The 17,216-nt window shown below is 64.7% G+C and carries 19 protein-coding genes; 17 read left to right on the top strand and 2 right to left on the bottom strand.

Features of this window, described 5'->3' with window-relative positions; translation table 11 throughout:
• The first annotated feature begins 71 nt into the window (after positions 1-71).
• The 4 genes from U9J33_RS10905 (at position 72) to U9J33_RS10920 (ending at position 5,691) form a co-directional block, all read left to right on the top strand.
• Complete coding sequence (locus U9J33_RS10905; protein WP_324695167.1) at positions 72-1,124, top strand: amidohydrolase family protein; 1,053 nt, start codon at positions 72-74, stop codon at positions 1,122-1,124.
• A 239-nt stretch (positions 1,125-1,363) separates the two neighbouring features.
• On the top strand, positions 1,364-2,311 hold the full coding sequence (locus U9J33_RS10910; protein WP_324695170.1) for a LysR family transcriptional regulator: 948 nt from the start codon (positions 1,364-1,366) through the stop codon (positions 2,309-2,311).
• A gap of 773 nt (positions 2,312-3,084) precedes the next feature.
• Positions 3,085-5,133, top strand: coding sequence for a ParB/RepB/Spo0J family partition protein (locus U9J33_RS10915; RefSeq protein WP_324695172.1), 2,049 nt, complete (start codon positions 3,085-3,087; stop codon positions 5,131-5,133).
• 141 nt (positions 5,134-5,274) lie between these two features.
• Entirely contained in the window at positions 5,275-5,691 is a 417-nt protein-coding gene (locus tag U9J33_RS10920; RefSeq protein WP_324695174.1) for a hypothetical protein, read from the top strand.
• Positions 5,692-5,741: 50 nt separating this feature from the next.
• Here the strand turns inward: U9J33_RS10920 and U9J33_RS10925 are convergent, their stop codons facing one another.
• Positions 5,742-6,149: a carboxymuconolactone decarboxylase family protein gene (locus U9J33_RS10925; RefSeq protein WP_324695176.1), complete on the bottom strand. Its 408-nt coding sequence runs from the start codon at positions 6,147-6,149 to the stop codon at positions 5,742-5,744.
• Positions 6,085-6,513, bottom strand: coding sequence for a MerR family transcriptional regulator (locus U9J33_RS10930; RefSeq protein ID WP_324695178.1), 429 nt, complete (start codon positions 6,511-6,513; stop codon positions 6,085-6,087). Before U9J33_RS10930 ends, U9J33_RS10925 begins: the two co-directional genes overlap by 65 nt.
• Before the next feature lie 856 nt (positions 6,514-7,369).
• On the opposite strand from U9J33_RS10930, the gene U9J33_RS10935 reads away from it, so the two are divergent.
• The 13 genes from U9J33_RS10935 (at position 7,370) to U9J33_RS24875 (ending at position 17,205) form a co-directional block, all read left to right on the top strand.
• Positions 7,370-7,693 (top strand): DUF736 domain-containing protein, encoded by a 324-nt coding sequence (locus U9J33_RS10935; protein ID WP_113866498.1) that lies wholly within the window; start codon positions 7,370-7,372, stop codon positions 7,691-7,693.
• Between the two features lie 388 nt (positions 7,694-8,081).
• Positions 8,082-8,924, top strand: a complete 843-nt coding sequence (locus U9J33_RS10940) for a DUF932 domain-containing protein (RefSeq protein WP_324695181.1) — start codon at positions 8,082-8,084, stop codon at positions 8,922-8,924.
• A 308-nt stretch (positions 8,925-9,232) separates the two neighbouring features.
• Positions 9,233-9,487: a transcriptional regulator domain-containing protein gene (locus tag U9J33_RS24870; protein ID WP_420719840.1), complete on the top strand. Its 255-nt coding sequence runs from the start codon at positions 9,233-9,235 to the stop codon at positions 9,485-9,487.
• Positions 9,488-9,533: 46 nt separating this feature from the next.
• Positions 9,534-10,025 carry a DUF2285 domain-containing protein gene (locus U9J33_RS10945; protein ID WP_324695183.1) on the top strand — a complete coding sequence of 164 codons (492 nt, stop codon included), beginning with the start codon at positions 9,534-9,536 and terminating at the stop codon, positions 10,023-10,025.
• A 190-nt stretch (positions 10,026-10,215) separates the two neighbouring features.
• Positions 10,216-10,485 (top strand): helix-turn-helix transcriptional regulator, encoded by a 270-nt coding sequence (locus U9J33_RS10950; RefSeq protein ID WP_018390177.1) that lies wholly within the window; start codon positions 10,216-10,218, stop codon positions 10,483-10,485.
• The gene (locus tag U9J33_RS10955) at positions 10,486-11,580 is read left to right on the top strand and encodes a replication initiator protein A (RefSeq protein WP_324695186.1); all 1,095 of its coding nucleotides are present in this window, start codon (positions 10,486-10,488) and stop codon (positions 11,578-11,580) included.
• Complete coding sequence (gene parA, locus U9J33_RS10960) at positions 11,577-12,230, top strand: ParA family partition ATPase (protein ID WP_324695188.1); 654 nt, start codon at positions 11,577-11,579, stop codon at positions 12,228-12,230. Before U9J33_RS10955 ends, parA begins: the two co-directional genes overlap by 4 nt.
• Positions 12,227-12,481 (top strand): hypothetical protein, encoded by a 255-nt coding sequence (locus U9J33_RS10965; protein WP_324695190.1) that lies wholly within the window; start codon positions 12,227-12,229, stop codon positions 12,479-12,481. Before parA ends, U9J33_RS10965 begins: the two co-directional genes overlap by 4 nt.
• Positions 12,478-12,999 carry a DUF2840 domain-containing protein gene (locus U9J33_RS10970; protein WP_324695192.1) on the top strand — a complete coding sequence of 174 codons (522 nt, stop codon included), beginning with the start codon at positions 12,478-12,480 and terminating at the stop codon, positions 12,997-12,999. The genes U9J33_RS10965 and U9J33_RS10970 overlap by 4 nt, the downstream gene beginning before the upstream one ends.
• Positions 12,996-13,553 (top strand): S26 family signal peptidase, encoded by a 558-nt coding sequence (locus tag U9J33_RS10975; RefSeq protein ID WP_324695194.1) that lies wholly within the window; start codon positions 12,996-12,998, stop codon positions 13,551-13,553. The genes U9J33_RS10970 and U9J33_RS10975 overlap by 4 nt, the downstream gene beginning before the upstream one ends.
• Positions 13,554-13,597: 44 nt before the next feature.
• Positions 13,598-13,933 carry a DUF736 domain-containing protein gene (locus U9J33_RS10980; protein ID WP_324695196.1) on the top strand — a complete coding sequence of 112 codons (336 nt, stop codon included), beginning with the start codon at positions 13,598-13,600 and terminating at the stop codon, positions 13,931-13,933.
• Positions 13,934-14,147: 214 nt separating this feature from the next.
• The gene (locus U9J33_RS10985) at positions 14,148-14,864 is read left to right on the top strand and encodes a lytic transglycosylase domain-containing protein (RefSeq protein WP_420719841.1); all 717 of its coding nucleotides are present in this window, start codon (positions 14,148-14,150) and stop codon (positions 14,862-14,864) included.
• Between the two features lie 1,162 nt (positions 14,865-16,026).
• Positions 16,027-17,205, top strand: coding sequence for a DUF3363 domain-containing protein (locus U9J33_RS24875; RefSeq protein ID WP_420719881.1), 1,179 nt, complete (start codon positions 16,027-16,029; stop codon positions 17,203-17,205).
• Positions 17,206-17,216 lie beyond the last annotated feature (11 nt).

Raw genomic sequence — 17,216 nt, forward strand, 5'->3', positions numbered from 1 at the left:
CAAGATTGTCTGCCATTTTAGGTCTGCGTACCATAGATGCCTGCCCGTTGAGTAAATAGGATGCAAGATCTATGTCTGAAGCTACGATGACTGCCCCGTACAGCGGCCCGCTCTTCGACGTGCAGGCCCACGCTGTGATGCCCAAGTCGGTCGCGATGATGTCGGCTGCAATTCGCAGCGGCTCTTTTCTCTCGGAGGACACCAAACGGATCATCATTGAAGATATCTTCGCGAAAGCGGCTGACGACTTGCAGAGCGACTTCCGCCGAGAGGCGGCCGGGACCGAGGGCATTCAGGTTGTGACTGTTAACATGGCGTTTCCCGAACTGCCGCCCGAGCAATTAATCGATATCTTCGAGGCCACGAATAAATGGATGGCAGAAAAGGTGGCCGGTCAGCGCCATCTGATCGGAACGGCCGTCCTTCCGCCTGTGCCGGCGCTGGCGGCCGCCGGATCGGCGCCTGATGGAAACACCTGGCTCGAGAAGGCGCTCCTGTCTCTTCGTATTGCGATCGAAGAGCAGGGATTGCGTGGCATCATGGCTTCTTCCCACTATGACGGCACGTTCCTGGGCGCGTCCATGTTTGAGCCATTCTTTGGATTGGCAGAGGAATTGCGCGCTCCGTTCATTATCCACCCGGCGGTTACGTCCGCCGAGACAGCCTTGGTGCCTCGCAAGCTCATTCCTATCGATAGTGGGTATCTGAATGACCAGCGGACGGCGCTGCTAGACATCGTCAAGGCGGGTATCCTGGAAAGGCATCCCGATCTGACGATCATCGCTACCCATCTGGGTGGCGGAATTCTCACAAGCCTTGGGCGCTTCGACCAACTCGCCAATCGTTTTCCGGATGAACACTGGTACATGGACGCTGAGGGACATAGGAGCGAGCTTCGAGAGCCCGTCAGCTCCTATTTGAAGCGGATCTACTACGACTGCAATAATGCCGAGAAGGCCGACATTCTACATGCTGCATCCATGGTCGGCATCGACCATCTCCTTACGGGCACGGATTTTCCCTGGGCGACGGATGTGTTTACGCGGAAGGTTCTCGGCAGCCTGGAGCCGCTCACGGCGCAGAAGATTGCATTCGAAAATGCGAGCAAGCTATTTCGTAGGTGAATGTCAGCGGACCCTTATGTCATTGAGCACGCGGTAAGTCGTTCTCAAAACTGGCTATTTTGACTGAAGTGGCGCATGCGGCAAATCGCAAAGTGGGCGCGCAAGCCGCCTGTCCTCCTCGTCGCAACTGAGGTGCTGCTCACATGACGCCGTTCGTTGCCCTTGGCGCGCAGCCAAGGCGAGGCGAGCGACAGACTGCCGAGCAGACGTCTCCTCCAGTTTTCGGAGATGGATAGTCAATGCGTCGTCGAAAATCGAAACAGGAGTTTGAAACCTCATCGACCCCGTTGCTGCTACGCGGCCGCATTCCGATGGCCGCTCTAATCCAGACATTAGCGGTGGCCGAACATCTGAACTTCCGCCACGCGGCGAATGCGCTTGGCGTCGCGCAGTCAAGCGTCAGTACCCGCATCAAGCTGCTAGAGCAGGACCTTGGCATCCTGCTGTTCGAGCGCCTGCCGCGCGGCGTGCGGCTGACCGAGGCGGGCCGTCATTTCGTCGAAGAGGTGGCGATCGGCATCGATCATCTCAACCATGCATTAAAGACCGCCGGCTTACGGGCGCGCGGCGAACACGGACATCTCCGCGTCAGTGCATATGCCCTGATCTCCAATGGCTTCCTAGCCGACCTCTTAAACCGCTACCGTGAACTGCACCCCGGCGTCGATATCAAGATCACGGAGTGCAGGGCCGGCGACGCGGTGAAGCAGGTGCGTGACGGATATCTGGACGTCGCCTTCGTCCTGGGAACGCCGGATATTCCGGATTGTCATTCCAAGCCGATATGGACCGAGCAACTTATGATCGCCTTGCCAGCGACGCATCCGCTTGCCGATGGTGAGCGTGTCGCTTGGGCCGACCTTTCGACCGAGACCTTTCTAGTTCGACACAATGGGACAGGTCCACAGCTCCATGACCTTATCTTACTGCGGCTCACTGAGCATTGGCCACGACCGTTCATTCAGCGCTTCGATGTGGATCGGCTGACGCTGATATCGATGGTGGAGCAGGGTTACGGTGTGACGCTCGCCACAAAAGCAACTTCGCAAATCCGATTTCCGGGCGTGGTGTTCCTGCCCGTTCTTGACGAGCCGGGACCCGTTGTCTTCTCCGCTGTGTGGTCGCCAAACAACCGCGCCCCAGCACTCCGCGATTTCCTCGGTCTCGCCAAGAAGGCCAGTCGTTAACCCCGCACGTCTGAGCCTTCAACAAAACGCCGATTTGATATCTAGCCGCGCAATCTGTCTGAGGACGGCGACGCCCGCACAAACGTCTGCGCATTCGACAGCCCCGACGTAGCATGCGCTCAAGCTGAACCGAGGCGGCGAGGATCGTGCTATATCGCGATCCTATCCGGAGCGCTTGATTGCTACCGAAATAACAAGAAGCTCACCCCCAAATATGCCACCGTCGTTTTCTGGAAACTCCAGACTTCAAAGACGATCATCACCCGTCGTTCTTTCAGGTTGAGCTTCGTCGCGCTCAGCACGTCGAGGATTTTCGACAGATGCAGACCTCGCGCGTCCACCGTTTCTGGAGCGCAGCGCGTTGACGACGGCGCAACGTCGCAAGGCTGTTGAACTGGGACACGCTCCACCAGAGGGATAGACCGCGGCGATCAGGATGCACGGCTTTCCGGTTTGTCGGCTTTGCGCATCCTGATCCGTTCTTTGTGCCCGGCTCCCGCTGGCGCTCACGCCGGGCGGGTTGCTTGGGGGCGCTGCCCCCTGGCGCGGGGCAAGGGTGAAGCGCGGCAAGCCGCGCCGTCCGGGGTGGTCTCCCCGACCTTCCGCGCGGACACGATTTTCAGCATATCCGTAATTATGGAAATCCGCTTGTGCAGGCCGGGTGATCCCCCTCCACCCCGGCCGCCCTTGCCCTTGCACCCCCCGGTCTCGCCGACGGGCAGGGTTGCAGCGCAGCGCTGCGCTTCAACCCAAGCCCATTAGGAGCAAAGACCATGACGACCATTGCAATCGAAACCACCGCCGCGCCCGCCGCCGAGAACGGCACGGAGGTGTTCATCCCGCTCAACAAGCTCAAGAAGCATCCCGACAACGCCCGGAAGACCCCGCATAGCGAGGCGTCTATCGAAGCGAAGGCCGCGAGCATCCACGCCAAGGGCATCCTGCAGAACCTCGTGGTGGAGCCGGAGCTTGACGCCGAGGGAGCCGCAACCGGCTTCTATCTCGTTAGCATCGGTGAAGGTCGCAGGCTGGCGCAGTTGCTGCGCGTGAAGCGCAAGCAGATCAAGAAGACCGAGCCGATCCGCTGCGTCATCGACACCGTGAACGACGCGAGCGAAATCAGTCTGGACGAGAACGTCACCCGCGAAGACCTTTCGCCCGCTGATCAGTTCGAGCGCTTTCGCGAGCTATCCGAAACGCGCGGTTGGGGTGCGGAGGAAATCGCCGCCCGGTTCGGCGTGACGGCCCATGTCGTGCGTCAGCGGATGCGTCTCGGCGCTGTCAGCCCCAAGCTGATGCAGGTCTATCGTGACGGCGGACTGACGCTTGAGCAGTTGATGGCTTTCGCCATCGTGGACGATCCGGCCCGGCAGGAGCAGGTCTATGAAAACCTGTCGTGGAACAAGGACCCCTCGACCATCCGCCGTGATCTGACCCGGATGCACATCGCGGCGACGGATCGGCGGGCGGTCTTCGTCGGGGCGGAAGCCTACACCGAAGCGGGTGGCGTGATCCTGCGCGATCTGTTCACCGAGGATCGCGGCGGCTTTTGTGAGGATGCCGCATTGCTCGACCGGCTGGTCATCGAGAACCTCCACGAAATCGCGGAGGGTGTGAAGGCCGGGGAAGGCTGGAAATGGGCGGAGGTCCATATCGACTACCCACACGGCAACGGCCTGCGCCGCACCTATCCGCATCCGGTGGAATTGTCGGAGGAAGACGAGGCAGCCTATGCCGCCGCGCAAGGAGAATATGATGCGCTGACCGAGCAGTATGACAGCGCCGACGAACTACCCGACGACGTGGATCAGCGGTTCGGGGAGCTTGAAGCAGAGATCGAGCGCATCGACGCTTTGCGTCACGCCTATGAGACGCAAGAGATCGCGCGCGGCGGCGTGTTCGTCATCCTCTCCCATGATGGGGAAGCCCGCATCGAGCGCGGCTTTATCCGCGCCGAGGACGAAAAGCCTGAAACCGTGGAAGATGCGGACGGTGAAGGCGGAAGCGTGATCGATGGCGTTCGCGTCAACAGCGATGGCGAGATCATCGGGGATGGCGAGCGGGACGAGGACGGTAACCCGGCTTCCGCACTCGAGACGGAGGACGAGGATGCCGGGGATGCAGGCAAGCCGCTGTCGGACCTGCTCATCCGTGACCTGACTTCGCACCGGACGCTGGGCCTTCGCCTTGCTTTGGGCGAGCAGCCGGACATGGCGCTGATCGCCGTTACCCACGCGCTAGCGGCGCAGACCTTCTATCGCGGGGTGGACGCTGCTTGCCTCGAAATCCGCCCGACCAGCAGCTACCTCGCTTCCCACGCGGACGGCATCGAGGACACGGCGGCGGGTAAGGCGCTGGCGGATCGTCATGCCGGATGGGCGGAAGACATGCCGCGCGATGTGGCCGACCTGTGGAGCTTCGTTGCCGGTCTTGACCATGCCAGCGTCATGGCGTTGTTCGCCCATTGCGCGTCGCTTACCGTCAACGCGGTGAAGCAGCCTTGGGAGAAGAAGCCTCACGCCCATGCGACGGCCGACAAGCTGGCGACGGCGGTGGTGCTGGACATGACGGCGCACTGGACGCCGACCGTGCGGGCCTATCTCGGTCGCGTCACCAAAGCGCATATCCTCGCCGCCGTGCGCGAAGCCGTCAGCGACGAGGCGGCGGAGCGGATCGCGGGCTTGAAGAAAACGGAGATGGCAGACGCTGCCGAGCAGCTTCTGGCCGGGACAGGCTGGCTTCCCGCCGTCATTCGGACGACGCGGCCCGCTTGGCTGGACCAGCCACAGGACGGTGATGCCTTCCAGATCGCCGCCGAGTGAGGATCGGGCCGGGATCGCATCAGCGGTCCCGGCCTTCCTTCCGATACCCCCAAAAATGCGGTCGCGCGGTGTTCACCGCGCGACCGGCTGACCTCGACTGTCCGATGACGGCGACCGTCGTCGGCGCTATGGAGAACCATCATGATCGCCGTGATGTTGATGAGCGTGGCCGTGATCGCGGGACTGTGCGTCCTGGCCTACACGCTCGCCGTCTATGCACTGCCCTTTATGCTCGCCGTCGAAGCCGCGCGCTTCGCCTACGCCACCGGCTCCGGCCTGATCGGCGCGGGCCTTGTCGGTCTCGTCGCCGGCGCCGCAGCCTATGGCCTGCTGTTATTCGCCTTCGCTTCACTACGCTCGCCGATCCTGCGCCTGATGGTGGCGCTGGTCTTCGCCGCGCCCGCCGCCGTCGCAGGCTACGCCCTTGTCCACGGCGTCACGCGCGAGGCCGTGCCGTCCGAGGTCTGGCGGCAGATCTTCTGCATTATGGGCGGCGGTTTCGTCGGCGCGTCTGCATTGGTGCGGTTGGCCGCTCCGACCTCTTCCCAAAAGAGTTGAACGATGGTCCCCTCTCTACTACGACCGTGGCGCGGCTTCATGTTGCGTGCTCATCCTCCCCGAGCGGGCTTGTGTGCGAACACCTCCTTGGCGGCGAACAGCCCGTTGAGCGCGGCCGGAAAACCGGCGTAGACGGCCATCTGCATGATGACCTCGGTGATTTCGTCCCGCGACAGCCCAACATTCAGACCCGCCTCGATATGCACCTTCAATTGCGGGGCCGCGTTGCCCATGGCCGTCAGCGCGGCGATGGTGGCAATCTCACGGGCGCGCAGGTCGAGACCGGGGCGACTGTAGATGTCGCCGAATGGAAACTCGATCAGGTAGGTCGCGAAGTCCGGCGCGATATCGGCGAGCGAGGCGACGACCTTCTCTCCGGCCTCGCCGTCGATTTCAGCGAGTGCGCGCCGCCCGCGTTCCAGCCGGCTTTCGCCGACGCTCTGGTGGTGGTGTGTCATAGTCCTTCATCCTCTGTTCCTGGCCGGCGTAACCGGCGATCTTGGTGTCGAGGACGAGAAGAGAGGCTTGCAGTTCGGCTGCATGGGTGCGGACGCGCTCGCGATGCTGTTCCAGCATGTCGCGTCGCTCCGTCTCCGTGCCGACGCCGCGCTCCCGCAAAGCTGCATAGAGTAGCATGTCGCGGATCGGCATCCCGGTCGTTCGCAGACGCCCGAGGAATTCGATCCAGATCAGGATTGATGCGTCGTAGTCCCGTTGGCTCGATTGATTCCTGTCCGCATAGGGAAGCAGCCCGATCCGCTCATAGTAACGGATGGTATGGGCCGACAATCCCGAACGCTTCGCCAGTTCACCAATCTTCATGAGCACCTGTTCTCGTCACGACGCAGAAACAGATACGAGTTAGAGCGCACTCTAAGTCAAGGGCGTTTTCCGATGAATAGTGAAGGTCTGGGCGTTGCCCTTCGGGCCGCGCTTTCGGCTGCGCCGGAACCACGCCAGGGGCGCGTTTCCGCCATTCGGCTTCAATCGCTAACGCGCGAGCTGCGGTTGATAGCCCTTCCGCTGATCAAGCCCCGCTCGCGCGAACGATGGCATGGAGATATCCGCTCACCGCACCTGCTGCAGGACCATGAGGGCGGGTCTCCGTTCTCGGGATCGACATTTTCGGTCGGGAGTGCGCGCGCAAGTTTGAATCGCCGGTTGGTGAGAACGGTCACGTTGCGCTGGTGGGCGATCGTCTCCGGCCTGCCATGACGGCACGGCGAGGAAGTTGAAGATCGGGAAGCAGCCGTGTCCGCCCGTGGACGATGGACGGGCCTTGCCATCGAAAGTCAGGGAGGATTTTGCAGCGACCAGAGTTCGCCACCGTTTTCGTGTCTGGGAGGTCGCCGACCGCCACGAGTGTCGTGTTCCTCGGATTTCCCTGTCAGCCACGCCCACGGCGTCCTCGAATGGACTGGGTCTGACCGAAGACCGGCTGCGCCTCGCTCGTCTTCCCGCAACGTCCGTCGCCAGCTTTTTTCCGCCGCCTTGACCACCCCACGCGACAGGTCGCGCGGGGACCCCGATCCGGCTTTGCATCGCGAAGCAAAAAAGCCGTCGTCGGCCGCCTTCCACTTCGTTCCAGCCCTGACGGGTGCGGGGCGATCGTCCCCGGTCGCACGACCACCATCGAGGTCGCGATAGGCGCGGCCCGAAGGAAAAAGGAACACGACCAATGGCGACCATCGGCACCTTCACCAAGAACGACAACGGCTCGGCTGGCTTCACCGGCGCGGTCAAGACCCTGACCCTCAACGTCAAGACCGTGAAATTCGTCCCGACCGAGGGCGACAGCGAGCGCGGTCCCGACTTCCGTATCTTCGCAGGGGCCACGGAATTCGGTGCGGCCTGGAAGAAGACCGCCCGCGAGACGCAGCGCGAATATCTCTCCGTCAAGCTGGACGATCCGAGCTTCCCCGCCCCGATCTACGCCAGCCTGGTCGAGGGCGAGGACGGCGAAGGCCACAATCTCATCTGGTCGCGCCGCAACGGCGACTGAAATCGGATACCTCCAGAAGCCCCGCTCGCCCGTGCGGGGCTTCGTCATGGTCATGGCCACCACCGCTTGTCAGGAAATACGGCAATCAGGATGTGCGGTTTTCAGGATTTGCGGCTTCGCGCATCCCGATCAGATCCTGATGCCCGGCGCCCGCTGGCGCTCATGCGGGGGGGCTGGCTAGGGGCGCTGCCCCCGCGCGGCGCAAGGGATCGCTGGCGGCTCGTCCGGGCCGGTATCCCCGGCCTTCCTCCACGTCGTTCCGCCGTTCCGTGCAGGCCGGGCGATCCCCCTCCGGCCCGGCCGCCCTTGCACCTTGCTACCCCGGTCTCGGCGACGGCCAGGGTTGCAGCGCAGCGCTGCGCTCCAACCCAAGCCCACGGAGACAGAAATGTATCATCAACTCGCCACCCGGTTCGGCCGGAATTCTCACCAGATCAGCGGGCGCGAAGCCCTCGACAACGAAGCCCTCTACCGCCACGTTCCGTCCGTCTTCGCCCGCGAGGCCCATGACAGCCGGTCGGATCGGTATGTTTACGTCCCCACCATCGAGATCGTGGAGGGGCTGCGAAAGGAAGGATGGTTTCCGTTCTTCGCCGTGCAGTCGGTGCCACGCGATGGGAGCCGCCACGGTCACGCCAAGCATATGCTGCGCCTGCGCCGCGATGGCGGCATCGGCAAGCCCGAGGCGGCGGAAGTTATCATCGTCAACAGCCATGACGGAACGTCGGCCTATCAGATGTTCGCAGGCGTGCTCCGTTTCGTCTGCACCAACAGCATGATCGCGGGCGAGCGGTTCGAGGAAGTCCGCGTCCCCCACAAGGGCGGCATTCAGGATCAGATTATCGAGGGCGTCTATACGGTCGCGGAAGACTTCCCGCGCCTGATCGACGCGACGGAGACGATGAAGGAAACGCGCCTGTCGCAGGACGAACAACGTGTTCTGGCCGAGGCGAGCCTTGTCGCCCGCTATGGCGAGGACGAAAGCCCCGTCCGCCCGGATCAGATCATCGCGCCCCGCCGCCGCGAGGATGTCGGGCAAAGCCTGTGGAACACATTCAACGTCATTCAGGAGAACATGATACGCGGCGGGCTGGACGGTCGCCGCACCAATGCCGATGGCCGTATCCGTCGCAGCCAGACCCGTGCGATCAACGGCATCGACCAGAATGTCGGACTGAACCGGGCGCTGTGGACGCTCGCGGAAGGGATGCAGCGCCTGAAGCGCGGATGATCGTGGAGCCGTGCAGCCGAATTTCCGGTTGCACGGCTTTGCGTCTTTCCGGTTCCGCACATCCTCAGATTTTCCGCCGATCCGTGGAGCCGGATCGGCGGGCGCGGCCATGTCGATGACACGGCCGCCGCTCGCCGGGCTGCGCCCGGCTCGCCAAATCACGTTTGCGATGTTAAGTAATGATTCACCAATATTGATCGCGTTGCGCGATCTACATATCCGATATCAGCAAGTTCAAAATATACCTCAAGTTGTGAACACTTCATCTTTCCGGCGCCGACGGCGCATGGGAAGAAAGAGGTGACGCCATGCCGAGTTCTGACTGGCGCGCGCTGGCAGCTTATGGACATGCCAAGAGCATTCCTGCCGCCGGCTTCGCTTGGGAATATCTCCGCCGCGACGACGAGTATCGCCGCGACTTCCATCGCATGAAACGGAAATCCCGTCACGACACCGAGGCCCGGACCGCGTTCTCCAACCGCTGGGGGTTACGATTTCGCTGCGGACCCGGACCAGCCCGCCGATCGCGCCGCGCTCTTCTGGACGCCCGAACTCCAGCCTGACGCCTTCGAGCTTCGTCCATCAGGCGATCCCCCCGGCGACTTCGCCATGCCCATCGCACTGCCGGAGCTTCCCGGTCTCGCGGCAAGATCGGCGATCGACAGCGCCTGGCACGGTCTTTGGCGCGGATCGGGCGGGGAGCATCGCTTCTGGCTCGCGGACCCGCCGCCCGATGGCCGGGCGAACTTCGTCGTCGTTCTGCCGCTCGACGCCCTGTTCGAGCTGCGCGCCGAGGCGGCACTGCGGTTCTGGCTGGCGCTGGCCGGACGACCGCCCGGCGACCGGCGGCACGACCTTCCGGCCCAGACGCGAGAGCGTCATATCCTGATCCTGCGCGCGCTCGACGCGAAACTGGCCGGGGCCAGCTATCGCGTCATCGCTGAAGCGCTGCTCGGCTTTCGCGGTCGATCGAAGAACGATTGGGAAGTCAGCCCTTTGAAGAACAAGGTGCGCCGTCTCGTCGCCGATGGCCTGTTCTACATGCGCGGCGGCTATCGCGAACTGCTCCATTATCCGGTCCGCCTGCCACGCCGCCGCTGAACGGCGGCGTTGCCTGGGCTTGATCCGACACCGCCGGGGGTGCCGAATCCTGCCCTTCTAATTCCGGCATCGGGTGCCGGATTCATACCCCCCTGATTCCGGCACGCTGCAAGCCGCCGATCCTCCGCCACGGTTCGCCATAGCCCGCTGTCGCCGCCGACAGCCGCCGAACTGACCCGGAGACCCGATCATGATCGACCCGAAGACGGGGTTGCCGCCCCGATTCCTGCGCACGCCCGATGCGGCGCGTTTTCTCGGCATCTCGCTGCGGACGCTGGAGAAGCACCGCACCTATGGCACCGGCCCGACCTATCGCAAGATCGGCGGTCGTGTCGTCTATGCGCTGGACGACCTGCAAGCCTGGACGGCGGTCGCCGCCCGCAAATCCACTACCGACAAGGACGCAACCCGTGTTTTCCCGGCGCGTCCCCTGACGCCCGCCGAGCGGGGCGCACGCTGAATGCGCGCCGGTTCATCTCCGGATGCCGGGCGGCGCTCGCAACGCCTTGTCGGCAGCGAGCGGGCGAGGCTCGACCCCTTCATCGTCGCGACGGGCGATGCGTCGCCCCGCGACCAGCGCGACCTGATGGAGCGGCCGTTCTTCTCGCTCGCCAAGGCCAAGCGGGTGACGCCGATCCTCTACGAATCCGGCGGCGTCCGCGTCGAGGTCTTCGCCATGCCCGAACATGGCATGGCGACGATCTGGGACGCCGACGTGCTCATCTGGGCGGCTAGCCAAATCGTCGAGGCCGAGAACCACGGCCTGAAGACATCCCGCTTCCTGCGCTTCACGCCGTACCAGCTCCTGATGGCCATCGGCCGGGGCACCGGGGCGCGTGAATACAGGCTGCTCAAGGGCGCGTTCGCCCGCCTGCAATCGACCGTCATCGCTACGACCATCCGCCAGGGCGAGCATTGGCGTCGGCATCAGTTCTCCTGGATCAACGAATGGGAAGAACTGACCACGCATGACGGCCGCGTCGAGGGCATGGAGTTCGTGCTGCCCGACTGGTTCTATCGCGGCGTCATCGACCGCTCGCTGGTCCTGACCATCGACCCGGACTATTTCCGGCTGACCGGCGGGATCGAGCGCTGGCTTTACCGCGTCGCCCGCAAGCACGCCGGCCGGCAGCCGCATGGCTGGCTGTTCGAGGTCGCGCATCTCCACGAGAAGTCTGGCAGCCTGGCACGGCCGTCCGACTTCGCGCTCGACATCCGACGTATCGTCGCCCGCCAGCCGCTGCCCGGCTATCAACTCAAGATCGCCCGCCAGGGGCGGCGCGAACTGCTGCATATCCGGCCCACCATGTTGTCCACAGTGCCTGTGGACGAGGCTGTGGAAACGCTCGTGACTTCGGGCGCAAACGGTATCGGGACTTCGGGCGCAGGACTATCGGGATTTCGGGCGCACGGACCGCAGTTAAATCTTTGGCCCGAAACGCGGAATCCGACCGCTAACTTAGAGTCTAACCAAGAATCTAACTCTTCTTCTTTGACGCGCGCGGGCGCGACCCATGGTGCCGGTGCCGCCAGACGATCGAGGCGGGCGCCATGATCGTCGCCCTGCTCAATCAGAAGGGCGGCGTCGGCAAGACGACGCTCGCCCTGCATCTCGCCGGCGAATGGGCGAGGACCGGCCACCGCGTCACGCTGATCGATGCCGATCCGCAAGGCTCGGCGCTCGACTGGTCGCAGCAGCGGGCGCGTGAAGGCCGCCCACGGCTGTTCGGCGTCGTCGGCCTGGCGCGAGATACGTTGCACCGGGAAGCGCCCGAGCTGGCGCGCGATGTCGATCATATCATCATCGACGGACCGCCGCGCGTCGCCGGGCTGATGCGCTCGGCGCTGCTCGCCGCCGACCTGGTGCTGATCCCGGTGCAGCCTTCGCCGTTCGACGGCTGGGCCTCGGCCGAGATGCTAGAGCTGCTGACCGAGGCGCGCATCTACCGGCCCGAGCTTGCCGCCCGCTTCGTGCTCAATCGCTGTGGCGCGCGCACCGTCATCGCCCGTGAGACGGCCGAGACGCTGGCCGATCACGATCCGCCCTTGCTTGCCGCCACCATCGGCCAGCGCGTCGTCTTCGCCGACGCCGCGCAATCCGGGCGGCTCGCCTCGGAGATCGATGCCGACAGTCCGGCCGCCCGCGAGATCGCCGCGCTCGTGAGCGAGATCGGCCGCCTCGGCATCGGAGGGATCGCGCCATGAGCGAACGACCTCCGAAACGCGGTTTCGCGGCGCGTCCCGCCGATCCCGAACGCTGGGTCAAAGCCACCGAACCGCCATCGGCCCGCGCAGGCGACGGCGCGGCGTTCACTGCCCGGCTGACGATCGACATCACACCGGAGCTGCGCGGCCGCATCAAGATCGTCGCTTTCCAGCGCGGCGTCACCGTCACCGTCATGCTGCGCGATCTGCTCGCTCACCAATTTCCACCCACCGAAGGAGATCCATCATGACCGGCAACGCGGCTCCCCGCGTGCTCGGCGGCCCCGTGCCGTCAGCGCTTCCCTCCGACGGCCTGACCCATGTCGAGTTGACGTTCGTCGAGAAGAAGATCGAACACTGGATCAGGTTCGGCCGTGAAGCCCATGAACAGATCCTCGACCGTCGTCGGCGCATCTTTTCGTTCCGGCCGGACGCCATCTTTGCCTTCGTCCGCTGGGCCTCGAACGACTTCGGCACGATCATCTCGCGCATCGACATCGTGCGTGCGGTGCGCCCAAGCGAACCCTATCAGACGCTGCCCTTCGTGCGTCCCGGCGGCGACATCCTGCTCAAGATCGACGGCTGGCCGAAGGTCGAACAGGTGCTCCGGCATATCGACGCCATCCAGGCGATCGGCATCGATCCGGAGGATGTTTCGCCCGATCACTGGCGCCACGTCCACAACCGGCTGACCGTGGGTCACGAGCCCCGCGCCTACACCGCTGACCAGCACCGGGCGTTCCTGCTGCGCCGGAGGGCCGAGCCATGACCCGCTTCGGCTATGTGATGGTGACGTATTTTTCGATCATGGGCGTCGCCCTCGCGTCCTTCATTCCGACGCCGACCCGGCTGGTGTGGAACGTCTCCGCCAGCGCACCGATCGGCCTCTACGTCATCGATTCGTTCGGCCATCTTCCCGGCGATCTCGCCGTCACCGATCTCGTCGCGGTCGCCCCCCCAAAACCGCTCGCCGAATTCATGGTCCAGCGCGGCTATATCGGCCGCGGCGTGCCGCTGCTGAAACGCGTCATGGCGCTGCCGGGGCAAGAGGTCTGCCGCGTCCGCCGCACCATCACGGTTGATGGGATCGAACTCGGCGCGGCGCTCAACCGCGACCGGACGGGCCGCGAACTGCCGATCTGGCAGGGCTGCCGCCGCATCGCCGGTGATGAGATTTTCCTGATGAACCCGGCTGTCCGCGACAGCCTGGACGGCCGCTATTTCGGCCCGATCCCGGTCAGCTCCATCATCGGCCGCGCGACACCGATCTACACCGACGAGGACGGCGATGGCCGCTTCGTCTGGCGCGCCGCGACACGCTGACGGCGCACCGAACCTCTTTCCCAACCCCAGCACAGGAGACTTCCATGCCGCAGATCGGCCAGTTCACGCGCGAGACGACGGGCTTCGTCGGGCGCGTCCACACGCTCACCCTCTACCGCGAACTCACCATCGTTCCGGCCGAGCCGTCCGATGCCGAGAATGCTCCGGACTATCGCATCCACCACGGCGCCGATGAAGGACCAGAGATCGGTGCGGGCTGGAAACGCACCGGCGAGCGCGCGGGCGAATACATCTCGCTGCTGATCGACGATCCCGCCTTGCCGCAGCCGATCCGCGCCAATCTGTTCCGCGACGATGACGGCGGGGCCGCCTGGTCGCTGCACTGGACGCGGCCGATCAAGCGCGGCGAGAAGGACTGAGGTCATGCGATCGATCATCAGGATCGCGTGGGGGATCGTACGAACAAGCCCCATCCCTTTGTTCGCGAACAAGCCGTCTCATCCCTTCGTCCCGCTCGAACGCAGGTCGGCCGGCGCGCGCAGCGAAGGTCAAGGGCGATCGAAGATCGGCGCTTCGCGCGAACCCTTGACCGCAGCGAGCACGCTGGCAGACTGGCGTCTGTGCGGAGACAGAATGTCCGTCCGATCGGCGGTCCTTCTGCTTTCCGCTACGCTCACCGTCGCGATGCCGCTTCCCTGTAAGGCGCAGTCGGAGCCGGTGCAGCGTCAGACTGCGGTCGATCCCTATGCCGCCGCTATCGCCGAGGCGGCGCAGCGGTTCGGCATACCGGCGGCATGGATCAGGGCCGTCATGCGCGTCGAAAGCGCCAACGACGTGCGCGCAGTCTCGCCCAAGGGTGCAATGGGCCTGATGCAGATCATGCCCGCGACCTGGGCGGATTTGCGCGCCCGCCATCGGCTCGGCAGCGATCCCTACGATCCACGCGAAAACATTCTGGCGGGCGCGGCATACTTACACGAACTGCACGACCGCTACGGATCGCCGGGTTTTCTGGCTGCTTACAATGCCGGTCCTGGCCGTTACGAAGAGCATCTTGCCGGCCGTCCGTTGCCCACTGAGACCCGCGCCTATGTCGCCACGCTCGCACCGCAGATCGGCGGCGGCGAGATCACCGGCCCGGTCGCGGTCGCAGCGGCCGATCCGCTGTCGTGGACTCGCGCGCCGCTGTTCGTCACGCAGGCCGAGCGCACATCGTCTGCCGATTCCGTGCAGCCTAGTGAGCGATCGGGCGACACTCCGGCTGCAACGCTGGTGCGCGATCTCTCCGCGATCATACCGCAGCCGGGCGGACTGTTTGTTGCCCGAGCGGAAACGGGAAGTCCGCGATGAGCATGGTCCGAGGGTGCGGCTGGCGGTCTCTTCCAGTGTGCAGCGGGTATGGGCGGGGTCAGGCGGAAGCAGGGTCGGTAGGGGCGGAAGGGACAGAGAGGCGGGAGGGCAAGATTAAAGCGGACGGCACCCCATGGGTCCGATCCGGGGGGCAAGCCCTTGTCTGCACACTGTTTGGGACGGCACCGCCGTTAGGGCGGCATGGTGCCGCCGGTTGCCGCAAGCCCAGCATCCGCGGCGTTTCCAGCGGCACTCTCGCCCGAAATGGGCATTTTCGAGCGGATCGCCGCCAATGAGCACCGACGACGACAGCCGCTTCCGCCCGAAGCCCGGCCGCATCCGCTCCGATGCGTCGAAGGCCGGTCAGGCCAAGAGCTTCCTCACCAAGGTCAGGAAGATCGCCCGCCAGCATGGCGCGGCCTCCGGTCGGGTCTCGCGCGGCAGCGCCGGAGCATCCGGCAAGCCGGGCCGCAATGGCGCGGTCGCCTCCGGTCGGGGCGTCAAGCGTGGGCGTGGCGCAGCCTTCGTTCGTTCGCGCAACCTGTCGAACGGCTGGAGCCATCGCCAGCCCGGCAGCCGTCGCGTCATCGTCAAATCGCGCTCCGTCCGCGCCGCCGGCAAGAGCGGCAAGGCCGCCGCCCATCTGCGCTACATCCAGCGTGACGGCACCTCGCGCGACGGCGAGCGCGGCCAGCTCTATTCGGCGACCGAGGACCGCGCCGATGGCGATGCCTTTCTCGATCGCGGCAAGGACGATCGTCATCAGTTCCGCTTCATCGTCTCGCCAGAGGATGGCGCCGAGATCGAAGACCTGACCGGCCATACCCGCGACCTGATGCGCCAGCTCGAAGCCGACCTCGGCACGAAGCTCGATTGGGTCGCGGTCAACCACTTCAACACCGGCCATCCCCATGTCCATGTCATCGTCAACGGCCGCGACGATCTCGGCGAGGATCTCGTCATCAATGGCGACTATCTCGCCAATGGCATCCGCGAACGGGCGAGCGAGCTGGCGACGCTGGAACTCGGTCCCGTCACCGAGATCGAGCAGCGCCGCAAGCTGACCGCCGAGATCGACCAGGACCGTTTCACCCGCATCGACCGCGCTATGGCGAACGAGGCGGAGGACGGCAGGCTCGACCTAAGACATGCGCCGGATGATATGCGAGGCCAGGAGGACCGAACGCTTCGCCTGCGTCGTCTCGGCAAGCTGGAGAAGATGGGGCTCGCCACCGAGCAGTCATCCGGCGTCTGGGAACTGAGCGATCGGCTGGAGCCGACACTGCGCGAGATGGGCGAGCGGGGCGACATCGTGCGCACCATGCAGAAGGCGATGCGGGCCGAGGGCCATGACCGTGATCCGATGAGCTTCCAGATTCACGACGCCGCGCCCGCGACGCCGATCGTCGGCCGCGTAGTTGATAAGCATCTTTCCGACGAACTGGGCGAGAACCTGACGCTGGTGATCGACGGCATCGACGGCCGCACGCATCACATCTCCGGCGTCGATCAGACGAAGGTCGCGGACGCCCGGATCGGCAGCGTCATCGAGATCGGCGCGACCGACGCCGGACCGCGCCCGGCCGACCGTGCCATCGCCGGCATGGCCGAGGATGGCATCTACCGGCCGACCCGTCATCTGGAGCAGGCCCGGTTCGACGGCCGCGTGCGGGGCGGCGACTATGGCGGCTTCGTCGATGCCCATGTGCGCCGCCTGGAGGCGCTGCGCCGCGCCGGTATCGTCGAGCGGATTGACGCCGACCACTGGCGCATTCCGCAGGATTTCGAGGCCCGCGCTGCCGCACACGATGCGGGCCAAGGCCGCCAGCTCAACATCCGCGTTCTCTCGACCTTCGATCTGGAAAAGCAGATCACGGCGGACGGCGCGACCTGGCTGGACGGGCGGCTGGTCGGGCGCGGCCCGTCCGACATCGCACCGGCGGGGTTCGGACAAGAGTTCAACCAGGCGCTGGATCGTCGTCGGGAGCGTCTGATCGAGCAGGGCGACGCCGCGCGCCAGCAGAACGGCCGCGTCCTATATCGGCGCGATCTTCTATCGACGCTGGAGGCGCGCGAGGTCGCCCGCGCCGGGGCGGAACTGGCGGCGACGAAGCCAACGCCGTTCCGTGCGGCTGGCGACGGCGAGACCGTCAGCGGCACCTTCACCGGGACGGTCCAACTCACCAGCGGCAAGTTCGCTATCGTCGAGAAGAGCCACGAGTTCACATTGGTCCCGTGGCGACCGGTGATCGACCGGCAGCTTGGGCGGGAGGTGACAGGCATCGTTCAGGGCGGATCGGTGTCGTGGCAATTGGGGCGGCAGAAGGGGCTTGGATTGTGACGGATTCAAAG

Origin of the sequence: Novosphingobium sp. RL4 (genome assembly GCF_035658495.1) — a bacterium.
Lineage (GTDB): Bacteria > Pseudomonadota > Alphaproteobacteria > Sphingomonadales > Sphingomonadaceae > Novosphingobium.